Genomic DNA, 20,596 nt, shown 5'->3' with positions numbered 1-20,596 from the left:
AGGTAGTGTTCCATAAACCGGAAACTTGGAAAGGATTATCCAAAAAGAAAAACCAACCACATTCGTGGTTGGTTGATTCTTTATGCGCTCTCTTTAGGGGATTCTTTGCCCTCTTCAATTACTGATCCGTCCTCTAAAACGAGGCGAGGAGAAGTTTTCTCACTTACAGTCGATGCAGTAAGAACGCACTTTTTAATTTCTTCACGAGAAGGAAGATCGTACATCACATCGAGCATAATCCCTTCGATGATTGAACGTAATCCACGAGCACCAGTTTTTCTTTCAATCGCTTGCTTAGCGATTTCAACTAGCGCATCATCCTCGAATTCAAGCTCAACATCATCTAACTCGAGAAGTTTTTGATATTGTTTTACAAGAGCATTCTTCGGCTTAGTAAGAATCTCAACAAGAGCTTCTTCATCAAGTGGTTCTAAGCTTCCAATAACAGGTAGACGTCCGATGAATTCTGGAATCAATCCAAAGCGAAGTAAATCTTCTGGAAGTACCTTGCTTAAGTATTCACCTGGCTTCAAGTCATCTTGCTTAGCTTCACCACTAAACCCAATTACTTTCTTACCGAGACGACGCTTGATGATTTGCTCGATGCCATCAAACGCTCCTCCGCAAATAAAGAGAATGTTCGTTGTGTCGATTTGAATAAATTCTTGATGAGGATGCTTACGTCCACCTTGTGGAGGAACACTTGCAGTTGTTCCTTCAAGAATTTTAAGTAGTGCTTGCTGTACCCCTTCACCAGAAACATCTCGTGTAATCGATGGGTTCTCAGACTTACGAGCAACTTTATCGATTTCATCGATATAGATGATCCCTTTTTCAGCTTTTTCAACATCATAGTCAGCAGCTTGAATTAGTTTGAGCAAGATGTTCTCAACATCTTCCCCAACATAACCAGCTTCAGTTAGTGATGTTGCATCAGCAATCGCGAATGGAACATTCAAGATTCTCGCAAGAGTCTGTGCTAAAAGTGTTTTACCACTACCAGTAGGACCGATCAGAGCAATGTTACTCTTAGAAAGTTCTACTTCATCAGACTTTGAAGTAGCGTTGATACGCTTATAGTGGTTGTATACAGCTACAGAAAGTGATTTCTTAGCTTTTTCCTGGCCAATTACGTAATCATCAAGAATTTGGCAGATTTCATGAGGTTTTGGAACCTCTTTAAAATCAACCTCTTCTTCAGTTCCAAGCTCTTCTTCTACGATTTCAGTACATAGCTCAATACATTCGTCGCAAATATATACACCTGGACCCGCAACAAGTTTTCGAACTTGATCCTGTGTTTTACCACAGAAGGAACATTTAAGTTGCCCTTTTTCATCGTTAAATTTAAACATGAAATCACCCCTAACCGTTGATCTCGATGAAATCCGAATAGTGAAATTGCAAAGGTCTCTGCTATTTCGTCTTTAGAAACGCTGATCACTAATAAGCAATTCTAACGGGCATTCACCAATGGTTTTTCAACCCTGATTATGTATTGAAATTGTATCATATAACGCAAAAGGTTATGAAGCAAAACGACTCTTAGGAGACTTAATATGTATTGAGTAATTGTCCTACTACTATGTTTATCTAAAATATATGTTTTCATTACAACATATTTGTGTAATAAACAAGGCGCATAATGCGCCTTGTTTATCTATGATGATCTATTAAGCTTTTTTGCTGTTGTCTACTAATACATCGATTGCTTTACGAACGCGGAGGTCACCTTTAAGTGCAGCGTCGCCGCCTTGCATCGCTAGCATTTGACGAATTTGTTCTTCTTCCATGTTATACATAGCTGCCATCTTAGCAAGCTCTTCGTTAACTTCTTCCTCAGAAACTTCGATGTTTTCTGCATCAGCGATCGCTTCAAGCGTAAGGTTTGTGCGTACACGCTTTTCGCCATCCTCTTGCATTTGCTCACGAAGTGCTTTCTCATCTTGACCAGAGAACTGATAGTACATCTCAAGGTTCATGCCCTGCTGCTGTAGACGTTGTTCAAATTCTTGAAGCATACGATCAACTTCAGAGTCAACCATTGCAGATGGAAGATCGATTTCGCTGTTTTCAGTTGCTTTTTCGATCAACGTATCTTTCTTCTTCATATCAGCATCTTCAGCTTTTTGCTTCTCAAGATTTTCTTTTGTAGTCTTTTTAAGCTCATCAAGAGATGCTACTTCTTCGTTAACATCTTTAGCGAACTCATCATCTAGCTCAGGAAGCTCTTTACGCTTGATGTCGTGAACTTTTACTTTGAAAGTAGCTTCTTGTCCAGCAAGGTTTTCAGCATGGTACTCTTCAGGGAAAGTAACTTTTACTTCCTTCTCAGCTCCAGCTTTTTCACCTACTAGCTGCTCTTCGAAACCAGGGATAAATGTGTTAGATCCTACTTCTAGAGAGTAGTTTTCACCTTTTCCGCCTTCAAATGGTTCTTCGCCAAGGAAGCCTTCGAAATCGATGATTGCTGTATCTCCCTCTTGGATCTCGCCATCTTCAACGACTACTAGCTCAGCATGCTTTTCTTGAAGCCCTTTAAGCTCAGCTTCAACATCTTCATCTGTAACTGTAGTGTCTTCTTCTTCAACTTCAAGTCCTTTGTACTCGCCAAGCTTTACTTCAGGCTTAACTGTAACAGTAGCTTTGAAGATAAGGTTTTTACCTTTTTCAATTTGCTCGATGTCAACTTCTGGGCGATCGACAGGATCGATTCCAGCTTCTTCTACAGCTTCTGAATAAGCTTTAGGAAGGATGATATCAAGAGCATCTTGATAAAGAGATTCTACGCCAAAGCGCTTTTCAAATAGTGAACGAGGTACCTTTCCTTTACGGAATCCAGGTACATTAACCTGTTTTACAACTTTTTTGAACGCCTCGTCTAGTGCTGTATTTACCTCACCAGCATCAACTTCTACTGTAAGGACGCCTTGATTACCTTCAAGCTTTTCCCAATTTGCAGTCATTTACACATTCCCTCCAACAATAAATATATTTCCACTAATCGAGCGTTTAAAAAAAGATGACGCTTTTTGGAGTATAAAAGCGCCAGAAGGCTTTTTTAAACGATCTCTTTTACTAGTAAATATGGGTTTGCAACCATTTTATTATAACATAGTGCAGGTGCTTTTCAATACATACAGTATGATTCACACTGCCTTTACCATTGTTCAGCTTACCTATTTTTGCTTCGATTCGCAAGTGAAAAGGATCTGTTTCCAGCTATTTCTAATCGAATGGTCGATAAAAGGGTTGATTCTCGATTCGCTTGATTCGATCAGCTGGCACCTCAAACTCCGAAGGCTTAACGCCATAAATACTTCCGATTTCTTGACGAGTATAGCTTTCTCCATTTATTTCAGAAGCTACGATATGTACTGCGGCAGCCCAAACAGAACTATTCTTTGGATCAGCTTCGAATGGAGAAATAGCAAAGAGATAGTGCCACCAGATCTGCATGCACATTTCAAACAGCACTGGATTTTCCTGTTCAACATGATCAGATAATTTCTTCTTTACATCTAACGAAAATTCTTGAATAAAAATGTCTGTCAACTCAGACGGATTGACAGAAATCTCTCTTCCAAACTTATGTATGGTCACTTCTTGATCTAGTTTCTTTTCTCTTAACACTTGCAGAACAAGACTTTTTAGAAGTGGGTCTTTCCCTGTTGCGTTTATGTATGCTAAATATGCAGGTATAGCCTTCTCTTCGCTGATATTACTCAGTTTTTGAATCGCTAACCATTGTTTTTCCGTCTTTTCACTTTCGAGATAGCTTATCAACATGTCTGCTTCTTCTTCCGGAACGTCTTCATACTGTTCATCAGAAGTGATGTCGTAGCCAGTCATTTTTCTACTAAAATGTAAAAGCTGATAGAGCGACTCCGCAATGTTCGACGGAAGCTGGTTTTCTTGAAGAACCGCTTCGATCATCGTAACTACTTTTTGATACTTTCCAAGCTGAACCAGTATCGATATGTATACTTGAAAAATGTCGTAATAATCTCCAATCCCCTGTTGCATCATCTTTTCGCAACGTTCAGAGGCTTCTGTCAACTCTCCTAGTTCTACAAGACTGAGTACTAACCCAAAATGGCCCTGTGGGTGGTCAGGATCTATCTCTAATAGTTGACGAAAATGTTCATGTGCCTGATCGATCTTCTTTTCTTTAAGGGCTGCCATTCCTTTTTCGGCAAGCTTGCCTGCCACATTTGGAAAATAAACGATTTTCCTTTCATGTTTTTCTTTGTCCATAGACGTATTCGCTCCACTCTCTTATATTCTCTATTAAAAGAGTTTTCAGCAGGAAAGGCGCAGCTACGATTAGCTTACAGTTTATCAGTATAAAGAAGTAAACTCAAGTTACAGTACTCCCTTGCTTTCTTCCTCCAGTCATTACTAACGTACCCTAACTACGAGTATTAAAAACAGGGAGCTCTCCAAACTACAGTTTCAAATAAAAAAAGCCTTCTATCTAAAAGATAAAAGACTTTGAGAATATGTATATGGCGTCCCAGGAGAGATTCGAACTCCCGACCCACAGCTTAGAAGGCTGTTGCTCTATCCAGCTGAGCTACTGGGACATCGTTTGCCGGCTAGCGACAAATATAAATATACCTAAGTAACATAATAAAGTCAATACCAATTCTTAAGAAAAACTGGATGATTTTACTGTCAGTGATGGGCAAGCATTTTGGCCAATTGCTCAATCATCTGACAGTAAACTCTCACAGTATTGTTCTAGGAACTTGGCTTATACGTCTTTGTAAGTTCATCTACCCGTTCTCCTTGATGATCATAAAAAACAACCTGCACTTCATCATGTACCCATTCTACTATTGCGTATGTTTTTATCGTTGGCTTTCTAGGTAAGCTGATGCTTCCTGGGTTAAGGAATAAAATATTTGAATCAAAATGAACAGTCGCTTCATGAGAATGTCCGAAGCAAACAAGGTCCGCTCCCGTCTCTTCTGCTTTATAAGCTAAATTCATCAAGTTCATCTTAACACCGTACAAGTGACCATGTGTTGCAAAAACCGTTTTTCCGCCTACTGTCTCAGCAACATTCTCGGGGTATCGTGTATCAAAATCACAATTTCCCCTAACTCGTAGCTGAAAAGAGGTCATTCGCGAATCATCGTAGTCAAACTCGGAATCACCGCAATGTACCATACATTCAACTTCTTCTTGATGCCTCCGAACGAGATTCTGGAGCTCTTCAGATGAGCTATGGTTGTCACTTACAACGAGTATCTTCATATTTTATCACCTCATTTTATAGTAGTTCTTGAAATGCTTCTTCCAATCGATCAAGAGCTTCCCCTCTATGTGAAATAGAATCTTTTTCTTCCGGGGAAAGTTCAGCCATTGTCTTTTGATAAGATGGAACGAAAAAGATTGGGTCGTAGCCAAAGCCCTCATAACCTGATCGTTCATGAGCAATTCTACCTTCACACGATCCTGAAAAGATTTCAGTGTTTTTACCAGGGATCGCAACAGCTAACACGCATTGAAACGAAGCTGTTCTCTTGTCATCTGGTACGTCATTTAATTCTGTTAACACTTTATCAATGTTAGCTTCATCATCTTTCTCTGGACCTGCATACCTTGCAGAATAAACACCAGGTTCACCATCTAAGGCGTCGATGACTAATCCAGAATCATCGGCAACCACGATCTGATTCGTCATACGCATGATCGTTTCAGCTTTTAAAACGGCATTTTCGGCAAAAGTAGTACCTGTTTCTTCCACATCCGGTGCTTCTTCCATGTCTAAGAGTGAGATTACTTGTAACTGTTCCGTTTCAAAGCGACGTTTAAACTCTTTAACTTTCCCGCTATTCTTCGTGGCTACAAGAAGCTTACGCATTTTCACTCGTACCTCCTTTGATTTTCTCCGAAAACTCACCGATTACGTCCGCTTGTTTGATGATCAGTTCTTCTATTCCTGACTGTGCGAGCGAAAGCATTTCGTTCATTTGGTTCATGGTAAACGTTGCTTCTTCCCCAGTACCCTGAACTTCCACAAACTCACTTTTCCCTGTCATCACAATGTTCATATCTACCTGGGCTGTCGAATCTTCTTTATAACAGAGGTCAAGGATAGCCTCACCGTCTTTATTGATCCCTACAGATGTAGCAGCCAGAAAATCCGTTATCGGCATCTTTTTGATCTGTTTATTTGCTAGGGCTTTTTCTATAGCAAGTGCCATCGCCACAAATGCTCCAGTGATCGATGCGGTGCGTGTTCCACCGTCTGCCTGGATAACGTCACAATCGATCCAGATCGTCCGTTCACCTAGTGCTTCAAGGTCGATGACAGTACGAAGGGCACGTCCGATGAGGCGCTGGATTTCCATCGTGCGTCCTCCCACTTTACCTTTACTAGACTCTCGAATATTTCGCTGTTCCGTAGCTCTCGGCAGCATCGCGTACTCTGCAGCTACCCAGCCTTTTCCTTGCCCCCTCATAAAAGGTGGAACCCTTTCTTCAATTGAAGCATTACAAATCACTTTCGTATCCCCAACTGAGATTAATACAGAACCTTCAGGGTGTTTTACGTAATCTTTCTCAATATGTATAGTTCGTATTTCATTATGTTCACGTCCATCGACTCTCATAATCTTCCTCCTGTTCATCGGTGCCTGTGGAACCTGTGCCTTTCTTTCATTTACAAAATAAAAAAGGGCAGTATTCCTGCCCTTTCATCCTATCATATTCTATTTTAAAAACCTACTTTGTTAACCTCTACAGGCCTTGTAACCGGTTCAGAGACAACGTTTCCTGAATCGTCTAAGACCTCTTCATGTCCATCGACTGTAATGGCAACTTCTTTGACATCAGCATTTTCAGTAAGAGAAAGAACGAGGCTGTTTAGAAGCTCCTGCTCCAATACCTTCTCCTCAGCTCCTGTTAAGATCGCTTCATTAAAATCAAGAGTAAGCAAGCCATCCTTATTTACTGAATCAAGTAGTTTTAAGTCTTTTGAGAACTGACTAAATAATCCTGAGTGTACAGGAGGCCCCTCTAAGAGACCTGTAATCACACCATTCACATCGTTCTTAACGCCTTCCATCCGCTTTGTTACTGGTACATAGTACGTATAGTCATCATTTTGAGCCATAAAGTATACCGTAACCGCAGTACTATTTGATACATCGACTACGTTGCCCATTTCATGATTAATTCCATCTGCTCTGCTTACGTTTTCACCGATCGGCGTTCCATTCACAGGCATTTCTGTTTGGTCAAATCCGTTTATTTGAATCTTAACATTTTTGACGCCTTCAAATTGAGTAAGCGTCCACGTAACAGCTTCTAATATTTGCTTTTCATATGCAGCAGAATAGTCCTTGAATTCTTCTGAAAAGTCCACTACGAGCGTATCATCGACCTGATTGATTCCATTCACAACCGTTCCTGCTGGCAGAACTGCTTGAAACCCGTTTGGCAGCATTTCTGTAATCGGTCCATCGATCACTAAGTATTCCAGCGCCTGTTTTGCAGCTCCTTCAACCGCAGGAAGTTGAACCGTTTGCGGAACGACCATCCCATTGGAATCTAACAAGTATAGTTCACGAGTAGACATATTTGCAGATGCTTCAGAATCTCCCTCTGTAGATTCAGACGTATCTGGAGCTTCTGCATTACTGTCATCTACTTGTTCACCTTCTTCTGCGTAGTCAACCTTTGGTGGATCAATTTCTTTCAACGTTTTGTCAAACCCAAATCCGCAACCAGATATTATTATCATACATAAAAGCAACAGACCCGTGATTATAGCCCCACGTAAACGCATAGCTATCCCTCCTCAGATGGTTTGTACTATCATTTATACGAGCTACAATCCAATTTAGACCACGGGAATGAAAACTTATGAACAAGCAAAACAAAAACCTCCATTCATCTTTAAGAATGGAGGTCAATTTGTTTTACGGTTTCAACTGGATATTCGAGCCAATGATTGGCTATCTTAGTAAAATTCCCTATTGAATCTGTTGTTAAAAATGTATGAGATGGTTTTTCATCCCCTGTATACAACAATGAGCTGTACTCTAGAATTCCGCTTATTTCATAAGCCGTTTCATCACCAGAACAAATGATTGAGATCTCATCACCCATAACGGATTGGATGACTTTTTCGAGTAATGGGTAATGGGTGCACCCTAAAATAATTGAGTCGATCCCTTTATCCTTAAGCGGCTTTAATGTTGTACTGACGATTTCATATGTTTCATCGCTATCAAGGTTCCCTGATTCTACAAGCGGCACAAACGGCGGACAAGCAAGGCTCTCTACCTTTATATCATTATTGATCGACTTTAATGCATCTTCATATGCACCGCTCGCAATCGTACCCGCTGTACCGATGACCCCTATGTGCGAATTTGTAGTTACTTTAATAGCACTACGAGCTCCGGGGTTTATCACACCACGTACTGGAATCGCAAGCTGCTCCTGTAACTCTTTAAGAACGACCGCTGTCGCCGTGTTGCATGCAATAATCAGCATTTTTATTTGATACTTTTCAAGTAAATAGTTCGTCATTTCCCATGTGTACTGCCTTACTTCTTCTGATGGTCTTGGTCCATAAGGACATCTTGCTGTATCGCCTAAATACACGATTTCCTCTTTTGGCAGCTGCCTCATTACTTCTTTCGCAACGGTCAAACCGCCAACACCAGAATCAATAATACCTATCGGTTTGTTCAATGTATTTCGCCTCTCAAATCTGCACTACGTTATTTTTTCTCCATCTCGCTATAGAGCAAGGCAAGACTCTCTTCAAGAGCTTTCATTTGATCATCAGAAAATTTCATCGTTTTTTCTTCTAAATATGCTTGCCTTTTCTGGATAACTCTTCTAATGATGTCTTGGCCTTTTTCTAATATATGAATTCGCACGACTCTTCTATCATGTGGGTCCTTCACTCGTTTTACAAGATCAGTTTTCTCCATTCGATCGACGAGATCAGTCGTTGTACTACATGCTAGGTACATTTTATTTGATAGTTCTCCAATTGTTAGATCTCCATTATCTGAAAGCCACTGCAACGCAAGGAATTGTGGTGGAGTTAGTGAGAATTCGCCTAATAATTCACGTCCATGCTGCTTAATAATTCCTGCTACCATACGGAGTGACTTTTCTATATCAACGATTGATGCTGGTGTTTTCGTTAGTTCTTCAGGCATCGTGATCCCCCTATCTATTTCATACATCTATTTTGATTGTAACCCTCCACAAATGCAAGAGGAGAGCATTACCGTTTATTTATGCAATTAGGCAATCGATTCAAAAAAAGAAGAGCTATAGGGATCTATAGCTCTTCAGTAGCGAAATGTTCTTGCACATAGTCAACAACTTCCTGATTTGTTGCAAGAGAAAGTATATGATCAATATGAGAAGAAATTTCTTCTTTTGATAACTTAGTCATCTGACTTCTAGCAGGTAGAATAGAGGTAGCACTCATGCTAAATTCATCTAGTCCAAGTCCGAGTAGAATTGGAATAGCGATTTGGTCGCCTGCCATCTCACCGCACATACCAGCCCACTTACCTTCTTTATGAGCTGCGTCGATTACCATTTTAACTAAACGTAGAATAGCTGGGTTGTATGGCTGATAAAGGTAAGAAACCTTTTCGTTCATACGGTCAGCAGCCATCGTGTATTGAATGAGGTCATTCGTTCCAACACTAAAGAAGTCTACTTCCTTAGCAAATACATCTGCCATCGCAGCAGTTGCAGGAATTTCAACCATCATACCGATTTCAATGCTATCTGAAACGTCAACGCCTTCTCCAGTAAGCTCCTCTTTCACGTCTAGCAGCATTGTTTTCGCTTGACGGAATTCATCTACTGAAGCGATCATTGGGAACATTACCTTCAGATTTCCGTATACACTTGCACGAAGCAGCGCACGAAGCTGCGTACGGAAGATCTCAGTTTCTTCAAGGCAAAGACGAATTGCACGGAAACCTAGGAAAGGATTCATTTCCTTTGGTAGATTAAGATATGGAAGCTCTTTGTCTCCTCCGATATCAAGAGTACGGATTACGACTGGCATACCGTCCATTTTTTCGAGCACTTCTTTATAAGCTTTAAACTGTTCTTCTTCTGTTGGAAGCTCGTTTCTACCCATGTAAAGAAACTCTGTACGGTAAAGCCCAACACCTTCACCACCGTTTTCAAGAACGCCTTTTACATCTTCAGGAGTCCCGATGTTCGCCGCAAGCTCAACATGCTTCCCATCTTTGGTAGTTGTAGCGTCATTTACAAGCTTCGCCCATTCTTGTTTCTTAGTTTCGTATTCTTCTTGTTTCTTTGTATATGAGGCAATCTCTTCATCTGTTGCTCCGATGATTACTTTGCCATCGATGCCATCGATAATAACAGTCTTGCCTTCGATTTCTTCAGAAGTAACTGTTTTTGTACCAACGACAGCTGGAATCTCCATCGAACGTGCCATAATCGCTGAGTGAGACGTTCTACCACCGATATCAGTAGCAAAACCTTTCACGTACTGCTTGTTCAGCTGTGCAGTATCTGAAGGAGTTAAATCTTCAGCAAGCACGATGACTTCTTCAGTAATACTTGCTGGAGTTGTAAATGTAACACCAAGCAAGTGAGCGAGTACACGCTTAGAAACGTCGCGAATATCCGCAGCACGTTCTTTCATATATTCATTATCCATGTTCTCAAACATCGAAATAAACATATTCGATACTTCATTCATAGCACTTTCAGCGTTAACTTTTTCATTTGTTACTTTGTCTTTAACAGCATTCAACAACTCAGGATCAGATAAAACGAGAAGATGAGCAGCAAAGATTGCTGCCTTATCTTCTCCAAGTTGTTCATTGGCATGGTTTTTAATTGCTTCAAGCTCTTCTTTCGCAATGCTAACAGCACCGTTAAAGCGATCGAGCTCAGCATCTACATCATTGATTGATTTCTCTTCAATTTCCAGTGCAGGATTTTCAAGTACGAATGCTTTAGCAATCGCAATCCCTGCTGATGCGCCAATACCAGTTAATTGTTTAGACATTAGTTGCCCAGACCTTCAGAGTCCATAACTTCAGTCAATCCAGAAATCGCTTCGTCAGCATCTGATCCTTCTGCTTTGATTGTGATTTCTGAGTTTTGCTGGATTCCAAGGCTCATTACGCCCATGATGGACTTAAGGTTTACTGATTTCCCGTTATACTCAAGAGTTACATCTGAGCTATATTGACCAGCTTTGTTAACTAGAGCTGTTGCTGGACGAGCATGGATTCCTGATTCACTTGTTACTGTAAAATTTTTCTCTGCCATAATAAATCCCTCTTTCAAATTAATAGTATGTTATTTAGAAATTGTGATGATCTCTTTATCTTCACGAGAAACGGTTCCTTCTTTTGCAAGGTCGATTTTTTCTCCCTCTTCAAGGTTCGTGAAGACAATCGGTGTAATCGTTGATGTCGCATGTTCTTTAATATAACCAAGATCTACTTTCATAAGCTTTTGACCTTGCTTAATCTCATCACCTTCGCTAACGAATACCTCGAATCCTTCTCCTTTTAGATTAACAGTATCTATTCCTACGTGGATTAAAATTTCACGACCGTTAGTCGATTCGATTCCAATCGCATGTTTCGTTGGGAATACATTGATAATCTTACCATCAACAGGAGCAACAATTAATCCATCAGTCGGTTCGATTGCGAATCCATCACCCATCATTTTACCAGAGAATACCTGGTCAGGAACCTCAGTGATCGGCAAGATTTTACCCTCGATCGGAGCAATTAGATGATCTTCACCAGTTTTTTCTGTCTGAGGTTTTTCTTCTTTTTGTTCTTCCTTAATAGGTTTCGGAGTCTTTCCACTAATAATATCTTGAATCTGCCCTTTCAGTCCATCAGACTGTGTGCCAAAGATAGCTTGGATGTTGTTTCCTACTTCCATGACACCAGAAGCTCCAAGACGTTTTAGGCGATTTTTATCAACTTCACCCTTATCCGCAACCGATACACGAAGACGAGTGATACATGCATCAAGATTTGTAATATTGCTTTCTCCGCCAAGAGCAGTTAGCACGTTATAAGCAAGTGCTGTATCCTCTTGACCGTCATCAGCAACTTCATCTTCCTCATCTTCTTCGCGACCAGGCGTCATAAGGTTAAACTTACGAATCGCAAATCTGAAACCAAAGTAATAAATAACCGCAAAGACTAGGCCTACAGGAATTACAAGCCACCATGCCGTTCTACCTTGTATTACACCAAATAGAAGGTAATCGATAACACCTCCTGAGAAGGTCATACCAATTTTAACATTTAGCAACTCCATTGTCATAAAAGAAAGTCCTGCAAAAATCGCATGAATTCCAAATAGTACTGGTGCTACGAATAAGAATGAAAACTCGATAGGTTCAGTAATACCTGTAAGGAATGATGTTAGTGCTGCTGATCCCATGATCCCAGCTACAACCGCTTTCTTTTCTGGACGTGCTTCATGGTAAATTGCAAGTGCAGCAGCCGGTAGACCAAACATCATGAACGGGAACTTACCAGTCATAAATGTACCTGCAGTTAGTTCTGCTCCGTCCTTAAGTTGTTCGAAGAAAATCTTTTGGTCACCGCGAATAATTTCACCAGCATCGTTTATATATTGACCAAACTCAAACCAGAATGGTGAATAAAAGATATGGTGCAATCCGAATGGAATGAGTGAACGCTCGATAACACCGAAAACAAATGCAGCAAGAGCAGGGTTAGCATCAAGCATGTTATGTGAAAACGCATTTAACCCTGATTGAATCGGTGGCCAAACAAACAGCATGATGATTCCTAGAATTAAGGATGATACAGCCGTAGCAATCGGAACGAATCGTTTGCCGGCAAAGAAACCAAGGTATTGCGGAAGTTGAATATTATAATACCTTTTATACATAAATGAGGCAAGAATACCGACGATGATACCTCCAAACACACCTGTTTGTAGAGTAGGTATCCCAAGAACATTCGCATAGGATGCGCTATCTGCAACCTGATCCGGAGAAACTCCCTCTAGAACTCCCATCGTAATATTCATAACCAAGAAACCAACGATCGCAGCTAGTCCTGCAACCCCGTCTCCATCTGATAATCCAATCGCTACCCCTACAGCAAACAGTAGTGCAAGGTTCGCAAAAACAATTCCGCCAGCTTCTTCCATTACTGTAGCAAGGAGCTGGAACCACTCTGCTGAAAGGAATGGCAGCTTTTCAAGCAACGTAGGGTTTTGGAATGCGTTACCAAAACCAAGTAACAAACCAGCAGCAGGTAAAATTGCAACCGGTAACATAAGTGCTTTACCAACTCGCTGTAAAACACCAAACGCTTGTTTAAACATTTTTTATCCTCCTTTTTTTAATCCCCAAATAAATCATATATGAAACAAAAAAGGCATGAGTAGAAGGTATAACAAGCCAATCAGGATATACTATACCCCAATCAGTTGTAGTCATACCGGTTCCACTCATGCCTGATCGTATCAGTAACACGTGTACCGTTTATTCATTTATTTCGGAGAAAGCCTTTGCAAGTGCATCGTTAAGTATACAGCTTCTGCGTCAGGAAAAGATGTGTTCAATTCCCGTTGCATGATTTTAATCAACTTCCATGCAATATTGTAACACAGCGGATATTCTTCCTTCAACACTTTTTCTAGTCTTTCATGTGCTTCAACAGGAAGATCTTGTTCACTGCGATCGATCGCATGCCTAAGATGTCGAACTAGCCGCAAATAATCGATTCCAGTTCTACTGATTTGTAGTGAGAGGGAATCTTCTATTACGGAAACGAGCAAGTTGATAAGTGCTGAGTATTTATTCAAAGTAGAAAGGCTTCTATTTGTAATCGCGCTATGGATGTGCAGGGCAACGAATCCTACCTCACCTTCAGGTAGATCAATGTTAAGTTTACTCTTTAATAGCTGAATCACTTTTTCTGCAACTGAGTATTCTTTCGGATACATCGTTTGTGTTTCAACTAAGAAAGGGTTCTTCACATCTAATCCTTGACGAAGTCTTTTAATCGCAAAAGATAGGTGATCGGTTAACGCAACATGTATGTGCTCATCTAAGTCTGCACCTAGGTTCTCTTCAATAAGTGAAATCGCATCATTCATAACACCAATGAAGGCTTCTGGCACATCAGATAAAAGGAGCTTGTACTGCTCCTGTTCATTTTTGTTAGCAAGCACAAAAAACTTGTCTACTTTCGTATCATCAAGTTTTTCGCCATGCTTCTGATTGAAGCCAATTCCTTTACCAGTGAGCACAACCTCTTCATTTTGCTCTGTTATCGCAATGACAACATTATTATTCAAAACCTTTTTTATTTCAAATGGACCCCTCATGTTCAAGTTCCCCTCATTAAACCGGTTTCATTTATAACTATGAACGTATTAATAATAGTAAATAACTGAAGGAACGTCAATGAGAAAACCTTCCACGAGGGCTTTATTTTCACGATCTGTCAATAAAAAGACCGGCTCATTACAAGCCGGAATTTCTATATCTCTAATTCTCCCAGACGGAGTAATTCGACTACTGCCTGGGAACGCCCCTTAACCCCAAGCTTTTGCATCGTGTTGGAAATATGGTTCCGAACTGTTTTCTCACTTATAAACAATTCTTCTGCAATTTCCCTCGTTGTTTTGTCTTGAACAAGCAGTTCAAATACTTCTCTTTCTCGTTTAGTTAAAAGCGGCTTCGGTCGGTAGTGGTTCCCTTTCAACATTCCACCCTCCTCGATAGGGCAACAAAGCAACTTCATCAAAATTAATATAGTCCATACACTATATGTTTTTTTGACAGACGTGTTACATAATTTAGAACACTTTCTTGATGTGAAGTACAGAAATTCTACCGACAGACTTCTTCATTCTTAGTCATTTCCTGAGAAATATTTCGTTTTAGAACGACTGAAATAAAAAGGATCCCATTCTTGGGATCCTTTTACACATATTTATCGGTCACTACCGAAGAAGTTTTTGAAAGTTTGAAGAGAAGTGGCTCTATTCATTGCAGCAATTGAGGTTGTTAATGGAATGCCTTTAGGACAAGATTGCACACAGTTCTGTGAGTTTCCACAGTTCGCTAATCCGCCTTCATCCATTAATCCTTCAAGACGCTCTTCTTTGTTCATTTCACCAGTAGGATGGGAATTGAACAAGCGCACTTGAGAAACCGCAGCTGGTCCAATAAATTCTGAGCGGCTGTTCACGTTCGGACATGCTTCTAGACAAACGCCGCAAGTCATACACTTGGAAAGTTCATATGCCCACTGCCTTTTGTTCTCAGGCATACGTGGACCAGGACCAAGATCATGAGTACCATCGATTGGAATCCAAGCCTTCACTTTCTTAAGCGCATCGAACATTCTACTACGATCAACAGCTAAGTCTCTGATGACTGGGAATGTCGTCATAGGCTCTAGGCGAATCGGCTGTTCTAAACGATCCACAAGAGCAGTACATGATTGACGAGGTTTTCCGTTGATGACCATTGAGCATGCTCCACAAACTTCTTCAAGACAGCCCATTTCCCAAACAACTGGAGTAGTGTTCTCGCCCTTTGCATTAACAGGGTTTCGTCTAATCTCCATTAACGCTGAGATAACGTTCATGTTTTGACGGTAAGGAATCGTAAACGTTTCCTCATATGGTGCGGACTCAGGTCCATCTTGTCTTTTTATTTTGAGAGTAATCGTACGTTCTTCACTCATTATTTAGCCCCCGCTTTCTTCTTCGAATAATCGCGTTTACGAGGTGTAATTAATGATGTATCAACTTCTTCATAATAAAATTCTGGTTTGTTATTAGCTGCATCGTATTTCGCCATCGTAGTCTTCAGCCACTCTTCATCATTACGATCTGGGAATTCTGGTTTATAATGCGCTCCACGGCTCTCATTACGGTTATATGCACCTTGAGTAATGACACGTGCAAGCTGAAGCATGTTTGAAAGCTGACGAGTGAAAGAAGCTCCCTGGTTACTCCACTTGGATGTATCATTAATATTGATGTTCTCGTAACGCTCCATCAATTCTTGGATCTTGTTATCTGTCTCTAACAGCTTCTCATTATCTCTAACTACCGTTACGTTTGCAGTCATCCATTCACCAAGTTCTTTATGAATCTGGTAAGCATTCTCAGTTCCATCCATCTTCAAGATCGCATCTTGCTTCGACTGTTCTTCTTGTTGATGACTTTCAAATAGAGAAGAAGGCATATCTTCAACTGTGTTTTCAAGACCATTGATATATTCAACTGCATTCGGTCCAGCTACCATTCCTCCGTAAATAGAAGAAAGCAACGAGTTAGCACCAAGACGGTTTCCGCCATGCTGTGAATAATCACATTCACCTGCAGCAAACAGACCTGGAATATTCGTTTGTTGATTGAAGTCTACCCATAGCCCACCCATTGAATAGTGAACTGCAGGGAAAATTTTCATAGGGACTTTTCTAGGGTCATCCCCCATGAACTTTTCATAGATCTCGATAATTCCACCGAGTTTGATATCAAGCTCTTTGGAGTCTTTATGTGAGAGATCTAGATATACCATGTTCTCCCCATTGATTCCTAGTTTCTGACGTACACATACGTCAAAGATCTCCCTCGTTGCAATGTCTCGAGGTACCAGGTTTCCGTATGCAGGATACTTCTCTTCAAGGAAGTACCATGGTTTACCATCTTTGTATGTCCATACTCGTCCACCCTCACCACGAGCAGACTCACTCATAAGACGGAGTTTATCGTCTCCTGGGATTGCTGTTGGATGGATTTGAATAAATTCACCATTCGAGTAGATCGCACCCTGCTGATAAAGAGCTCCAGCAGCAGAACCAGTATTGATGACAGAGTTTGTACTCTTACCAAAAATGATTCCCGGACCACCAGTAGCCATGATGACTGCATCAGCTTTAAAACTTCTAATTTCGGAAGTTGTTAGGTTTTCACCAACCATTCCGCGACACACTCCGCTGTCATCGATAATAGCGGATAAGAATTCCCAGCCTTCGTATTTATTAACAAGGCCGGCTACTTCATGGCGACGCACCTGCTCATCAAGCGCATAAAGCAGTTGTTGACCTGTCGTTGCACCCGCAAAAGCAGTACGGTGATGCTGTGTACCACCAAAGCGACGAAAGTCAAGAAGTCCTTCAGGCGTTCTGTTGAACATAACACCCATGCGGTCCATCAAGTGGATGATTCCAGGCGCTGCATCACACATCGCCTTAACAGGAGGTTGATTGGCTAGGAAATCTCCTCCGTAGACAGTATCGTCGAAATGTTCCCAAGGAGAGTCTCCCTCTCCTTTTGTATTAACAGCTCCGTTAATTCCCCCCTGTGCACAAACAGAGTGAGAACGCTTAACCGGAACGATCGAAATGAGATCGACACTAACTCCAGCTTCAGCGGCTTTAATAGTAGCCATTAAACCGGCTAATCCGCCTCCGACTACAATAATTTTACCATTACTCATAAGAACGGTTCCCCCTTAATTGCTAGCTCTTACTGAAGGATATGTACCCTTTCAGTATGGTGGTGAAGACAGTTCGTTTGTTGCTTAAACAAATGCGAAAAGCGCGCGTATACCAACGACTGAAAGAGCAAGAAAAATAGCCATTGTTACATATGTCATTGCACGCTGAGATTTCGGTGTTACTGTAAAGCCCCAGCTTACGAAGAAGGACCATAGACCATTCGCAAAGTGGAATACTGTACCAATTACTCCAACGATGTAGAAGATCATCATCCAAGGATTAGCTAGTATGTCCACCATCATCTGATAGTTAACTTCTGCACCCATCGCAGCCTGAATTCTAGTTTGCCATACATGCCAGGTTACGAAAATTAAAACAATTATCCCTGAGATCCGCTGCATATAAAACATCCAATTTCGTAGATAGCCATATCTACTTACGTTATTCTTGGATTGAAATGCGATATAAACACCATAAATCGCATGGAATAATAGCGGTAAGAAAATAACAAAGATTTCAAGGAGATACCTGAATGGTAAAGATTCCATGAAATGAGCAGCTTCGTTAAATGCCTCTGGACCTCTCGTTGCGAAGTGGTTTACTGTTAGATGCTGCGTAACATAGAGTCCCAGCGGAATTACTCCTAGAAGCGAATGCAATTTTCGGCTGACAAAGTCTCGACTTGCGGCCATGTTTTGTGTGTCCCCCTTTTAAGTTGTTAAGCTACCATCTGCCACTGCATATTCTACTATAAAAGCCTTTGCATGCACAGAAATCATCGCTTTCTGTCGATTTATATGTGACATATTCATTGTACTCCCATCATTTAGGAGCGTCAAGAAAACGCGTACATTTTGAGTTTTCTAAATTCCTAGATGAAATTTGCTAGGATATTATTCCTCTCTTTTCCTGTATGTATGGAGGAATCGCTTCCAAACCGTTATAATGATATGAGACGAATTGGAGGAGTTTATGTTTAAAAAGCGCACGAATACCATCGATTATAGTCATGAAGTAACCACAACAGCTTTTGGATATGAGCTTTTTAGAGAAGTTCTTCTTCCTGAGCTATTAGGGACTGAACAAGCGAACATTCTTTATTGGACTGGTAAAGATATCGCGAGAAAATTCCCTCTATCTACGAGAGAAGAAATCGAGCAATTTTTTAAAGATGCAGGATGGGGTGCTCTAACCATCGCACAAGAAAAAAAGAATGAGGTCTCTTACTTACTTCAGTCACCATTAATAGAAGAAAGAAAAAAAACTAGTCGAAATGATTGTTATCAGTTAGAAGCTGGTTTTCTTGCTGAACAATTTCAATACATGCTGCAGTGCATAACGGAAGCTTATGAAACGAGCAAGAAAAACGAAATCCAAATCACAATCAAATGGGATCCGAAAGATAAAATCGAATCATGATTGTAAAAAGGGAGGCCAAGGTGGCCTCCTTATTTTTTTATAACTGCTTAACTGGTGTTCTTTCATCCAACTGGAATTGATCGTGTAATGTCTCGATCGCATAGATCATTTTATCCTCAGGTACGATTGTAGATACCTTAATTTCAGATGTGCTTACCATTTTGATCTCAACATCATGTTCAGCAAGAACTTCAAACATCTGTGCAGCTACACCGGGATTTGAGATCATTCCTGACCCAACGATGGATACTTTCGAAAGTCCAGACTCATAGAAAATGTTTTCATATGGTAGTTTGACTTCAAGGCGACGCAGAACATCTAGCGTTAAATCAAGTGAAGCTGTTTCGATCGAGAACGATATACTCGTCGTATTCTTCTCGCTCGTACTCTGAATGATGATATCTACATTAATTCCATTCGATGCAAGGGATGAAAACAACGATGGAAGTGTTGTGATCTCATTCGGAAGACCAGATATCGTTATTTTTGTCACATTGCTTTCGAACGCAAGCCCTCTCACTACCAAATTCTGTTCCATGGATGCGACCTCCTCAATTATGGTTCCTACTTCGTTTGTAAAACTTGAGCGTACCTCGAGTGGAATATTATAATTCTTCGCGAACTCCACCGCTCTAGGATGAAGAACCCCTGCACCAAGGTTTGCCAATTCGAGCATTTCATCATAAGAAATCGTTGACAGTTTACGCGCGCCTTTTACGTATCTAGGATCAGTTGTATAGACCCCATCTACATCTGTGTATATTTCACATCGCTCTGCTTTCAGTGCAGCCCCGATCGCAACAGCAGTAGTATCAGATCCTCCTCTACCCAATGTCGCGATGTCATCTGTGTCAGAAAGACCCTGGAAGCCAGCAACGATGACGATCTTTCCTTCTGCAAGATGCTGATTCATCCTTTTGGCATCAATATCCAAAATCCTCGCGTTTCCATGGACAGATTCTGTTTTAAGTCCTGCTTGCCACCCTGTAAGTGAGACGGCTTCGTAACCCTTCTCATGAAGCGCCATTGCAAGAAGAGCGGTTGTTACTTGCTCTCCGGTTGTAAGCAGCATGTCTAGTTCTCTTTTGGAGGGATTATTTGTGATGCTTTTTGATAAACCCACTAGTTCATCTGTGGTTTTCCCCATAGCAGAAACAACTGCTACAACTTCATCCCCTGCATCAACTGCTTCAGCAAGCCTCGATGCGACGTTCTTTACTTTTTCGACATCTCCAACAGATGTTCCACCAAATTTCATTACTCGAAGTCCCACTCTCTCCATCCTTTCCACTCTATAACTGTATTTCTCACTCACAACTAGTTTCTTGAATAAGTAATTTAGGCTCTCTATATACAAAAAAACAACAATGAGAAAAACCTCACTGTTGTTTTCATAATTCAAGAAAACGTCCCTGTGTGAGATAGTCCTCCATTCAACCCCCGGGAAGGAATTGAATGACAGCTCTGCACTTCTTCAATGCAGGTCCAGCTTAAGGTGTATAAGCACCTGTTCGCTTCGGCAAATTCCCCTTTCCACCCACGTCAACAAGTCTTATCACTCTCATTGGGTATACTGATGGTTTTTGCGCCTCTACCATCACTTCAATTTATCGAAGTGTGGAACTATTAAATTTTCACTATTATAACGAACTATGAGTTAC

19 protein-coding genes, 1 tRNA gene and 1 riboswitch are annotated in these 20,596 nt (G+C 40.9%); of the genes, 1 reads left to right on the top strand and 19 read right to left on the bottom strand.

What is annotated here, in order from left to right:
* Positions 1–80: 80 nt before the first annotated feature.
* From clpX to ACXAEY_RS06280, 18 genes are all read right to left on the bottom strand, one after another.
* Complete coding sequence (gene clpX, locus ACXAEY_RS06365; protein WP_270179488.1) at positions 81–1,355, bottom strand: ATP-dependent protease ATP-binding subunit ClpX; 1,275 nt, start codon at positions 1,353–1,355, stop codon at positions 81–83.
* Positions 1,356–1,673: 318 nt separating this feature from the next.
* Entirely contained in the window at positions 1,674–2,966 is a 1,293-nt protein-coding gene (tig, locus tag ACXAEY_RS06360) for a trigger factor (RefSeq protein WP_270179489.1), read from the bottom strand.
* 262 nt (positions 2,967–3,228) lie between these two features.
* Positions 3,229–4,257, bottom strand: a complete 1,029-nt coding sequence (locus ACXAEY_RS06355; protein ID WP_270179490.1) for a tetratricopeptide repeat protein — start codon at positions 4,255–4,257, stop codon at positions 3,229–3,231.
* A gap of 252 nt (positions 4,258–4,509) precedes the next feature.
* Positions 4,510–4,586 (bottom strand) — tRNA-Arg (locus ACXAEY_RS06350).
* 157 nt (positions 4,587–4,743) lie between these two features.
* Positions 4,744–5,262, bottom strand: coding sequence for a metallophosphoesterase (locus ACXAEY_RS06345; RefSeq protein ID WP_474810896.1), 519 nt, complete (start codon positions 5,260–5,262; stop codon positions 4,744–4,746).
* 16 nt (positions 5,263–5,278) lie between these two features.
* Entirely contained in the window at positions 5,279–5,872 is a 594-nt protein-coding gene (locus tag ACXAEY_RS06340) for an XTP/dITP diphosphatase (RefSeq protein WP_474814749.1), read from the bottom strand.
* A complete protein-coding gene (rph, locus tag ACXAEY_RS06335; RefSeq protein ID WP_270179492.1) occupies positions 5,865–6,623 on the bottom strand; it encodes a ribonuclease PH in 759 nt (252 codons plus the stop codon). The genes ACXAEY_RS06340 and rph overlap by 8 nt, the downstream gene beginning before the upstream one ends.
* A gap of 104 nt (positions 6,624–6,727) precedes the next feature.
* Positions 6,728–7,801: a GerMN domain-containing protein gene (locus tag ACXAEY_RS06330; protein ID WP_474810895.1), complete on the bottom strand. Its 1,074-nt coding sequence runs from the start codon at positions 7,799–7,801 to the stop codon at positions 6,728–6,730.
* A gap of 110 nt (positions 7,802–7,911) precedes the next feature.
* Positions 7,912–8,715: a glutamate racemase gene (gene racE / locus ACXAEY_RS06325; protein ID WP_270179494.1), complete on the bottom strand. Its 804-nt coding sequence runs from the start codon at positions 8,713–8,715 to the stop codon at positions 7,912–7,914.
* Positions 8,716–8,744: 29 nt separating this feature from the next.
* Positions 8,745–9,194: a MarR family winged helix-turn-helix transcriptional regulator gene (locus tag ACXAEY_RS06320; protein WP_270179495.1), complete on the bottom strand. Its 450-nt coding sequence runs from the start codon at positions 9,192–9,194 to the stop codon at positions 8,745–8,747.
* Between the two features lie 125 nt (positions 9,195–9,319).
* Complete coding sequence (gene ptsP / locus ACXAEY_RS06315) at positions 9,320–11,047, bottom strand: phosphoenolpyruvate--protein phosphotransferase (RefSeq protein ID WP_474810894.1); 1,728 nt, start codon at positions 11,045–11,047, stop codon at positions 9,320–9,322.
* Positions 11,047–11,313 carry a phosphocarrier protein HPr gene (locus ACXAEY_RS06310; protein WP_270179497.1) on the bottom strand — a complete coding sequence of 89 codons (267 nt, stop codon included), beginning with the start codon at positions 11,311–11,313 and terminating at the stop codon, positions 11,047–11,049. The genes ptsP and ACXAEY_RS06310 overlap by 1 nt, the downstream gene beginning before the upstream one ends.
* Positions 11,314–11,343: 30 nt before the next feature.
* On the bottom strand, positions 11,344–13,374 hold the full coding sequence (gene ptsG, locus ACXAEY_RS06305; protein ID WP_270179498.1) for a glucose-specific PTS transporter subunit IIBC: 2,031 nt from the start codon (positions 13,372–13,374) through the stop codon (positions 11,344–11,346).
* Between the two features lie 168 nt (positions 13,375–13,542).
* Positions 13,543–14,382: a glucose PTS transporter transcription antiterminator GlcT gene (glcT, locus tag ACXAEY_RS06300; protein WP_270179499.1), complete on the bottom strand. Its 840-nt coding sequence runs from the start codon at positions 14,380–14,382 to the stop codon at positions 13,543–13,545.
* A 155-nt stretch (positions 14,383–14,537) separates the two neighbouring features.
* On the bottom strand, positions 14,538–14,765 hold the full coding sequence (locus ACXAEY_RS06295; RefSeq protein WP_369810531.1) for a helix-turn-helix domain-containing protein: 228 nt from the start codon (positions 14,763–14,765) through the stop codon (positions 14,538–14,540).
* A gap of 228 nt (positions 14,766–14,993) precedes the next feature.
* Positions 14,994–15,752: a succinate dehydrogenase iron-sulfur subunit gene (gene sdhB / locus ACXAEY_RS06290; protein WP_270179500.1), complete on the bottom strand. Its 759-nt coding sequence runs from the start codon at positions 15,750–15,752 to the stop codon at positions 14,994–14,996.
* Positions 15,752–17,515: a succinate dehydrogenase flavoprotein subunit gene (gene sdhA / locus ACXAEY_RS06285; protein WP_270179501.1), complete on the bottom strand. Its 1,764-nt coding sequence runs from the start codon at positions 17,513–17,515 to the stop codon at positions 15,752–15,754. The genes sdhB and sdhA overlap by 1 nt, the downstream gene beginning before the upstream one ends.
* An 84-nt stretch (positions 17,516–17,599) precedes the next feature.
* A complete protein-coding gene (locus ACXAEY_RS06280) occupies positions 17,600–18,208 on the bottom strand; it encodes a succinate dehydrogenase cytochrome b558 subunit (RefSeq protein ID WP_270179502.1) in 609 nt (202 codons plus the stop codon).
* Positions 18,209–18,488: 280 nt separating this feature from the next.
* On the opposite strand from ACXAEY_RS06280, the gene ACXAEY_RS06275 reads away from it, so the two are divergent.
* Complete coding sequence (locus ACXAEY_RS06275; protein WP_270179503.1) at positions 18,489–18,935, top strand: YslB family protein; 447 nt, start codon at positions 18,489–18,491, stop codon at positions 18,933–18,935.
* A 37-nt stretch (positions 18,936–18,972) separates the two neighbouring features.
* On the opposite strand, the gene ACXAEY_RS06270 is transcribed toward ACXAEY_RS06275, so the two are convergent.
* A complete protein-coding gene (locus ACXAEY_RS06270; RefSeq protein ID WP_270179504.1) occupies positions 18,973–20,208 on the bottom strand; it encodes an aspartate kinase in 1,236 nt (411 codons plus the stop codon).
* A gap of 141 nt (positions 20,209–20,349) precedes the next feature.
* A riboswitch (Lysine riboswitch) is annotated at positions 20,350–20,537 on the bottom strand.
* Between the last annotated feature and the right edge of the window lie 59 nt (positions 20,538–20,596).

Source organism: Anaerobacillus sp. ABA4_114, assembly GCF_056159065.1.
This window is presented reverse-complemented; position numbering and strand designations above follow the sequence as displayed.

Coding starts and splice junctions, on each gene's coding strand:
- clpX (WP_270179488.1), bottom strand. CDS start 1,355: ATGTTTAAATTTAACGATGAAAAAGGGCAACTTAAATGTTCCTTCTGT.
- tig (WP_270179489.1), bottom strand. CDS start 2,966: ATGACTGCAAATTGGGAAAAGCTTGAAGGTAATCAAGGCGTCCTTACA.
- ACXAEY_RS06355 (WP_270179490.1), bottom strand. CDS start 4,257: ATGGACAAAGAAAAACATGAAAGGAAAATCGTTTATTTTCCAAATGTG.
- ACXAEY_RS06345 (WP_474810896.1), bottom strand. CDS start 5,262: ATGAAGATACTCGTTGTAAGTGACAACCATAGCTCATCTGAAGAGCTC.
- ACXAEY_RS06340 (WP_474814749.1), bottom strand. CDS start 5,872: ATGCGTAAGCTTCTTGTAGCCACGAAGAATAGCGGGAAAGTTAAAGAG.
- rph (WP_270179492.1), bottom strand. CDS start 6,623: ATGAGAGTCGATGGACGTGAACATAATGAAATACGAACTATACATATT.
- ACXAEY_RS06330 (WP_474810895.1), bottom strand. CDS start 7,801: ATGCGTTTACGTGGGGCTATAATCACGGGTCTGTTGCTTTTATGTATG.
- ACXAEY_RS06320 (WP_270179495.1), bottom strand. CDS start 9,194: ATGCCTGAAGAACTAACGAAAACACCAGCATCAATCGTTGATATAGAA.
- ptsP (WP_474810894.1), bottom strand. CDS start 11,047: ATGTCTAAACAATTAACTGGTATTGGCGCATCAGCAGGGATTGCGATT.
- ACXAEY_RS06310 (WP_270179497.1), bottom strand. CDS start 11,313: ATGGCAGAGAAAAATTTTACAGTAACAAGTGAATCAGGAATCCATGCT.
- ptsG (WP_270179498.1), bottom strand. CDS start 13,374: ATGTTTAAACAAGCGTTTGGTGTTTTACAGCGAGTTGGTAAAGCACTT.
- glcT (WP_270179499.1), bottom strand. CDS start 14,382: ATGAGGGGTCCATTTGAAATAAAAAAGGTTTTGAATAATAATGTTGTC.
- ACXAEY_RS06295 (WP_369810531.1), bottom strand. CDS start 14,765: ATGTTGAAAGGGAACCACTACCGACCGAAGCCGCTTTTAACTAAACGA.
- sdhB (WP_270179500.1), bottom strand. CDS start 15,752: ATGAGTGAAGAACGTACGATTACTCTCAAAATAAAAAGACAAGATGGA.
- sdhA (WP_270179501.1), bottom strand. CDS start 17,515: ATGAGTAATGGTAAAATTATTGTAGTCGGAGGCGGATTAGCCGGTTTA.
- ACXAEY_RS06280 (WP_270179502.1), bottom strand. CDS start 18,208: ATGGCCGCAAGTCGAGACTTTGTCAGCCGAAAATTGCATTCGCTTCTA.
- ACXAEY_RS06275 (WP_270179503.1), top strand. CDS start 18,489: ATGTTTAAAAAGCGCACGAATACCATCGATTATAGTCATGAAGTAACC.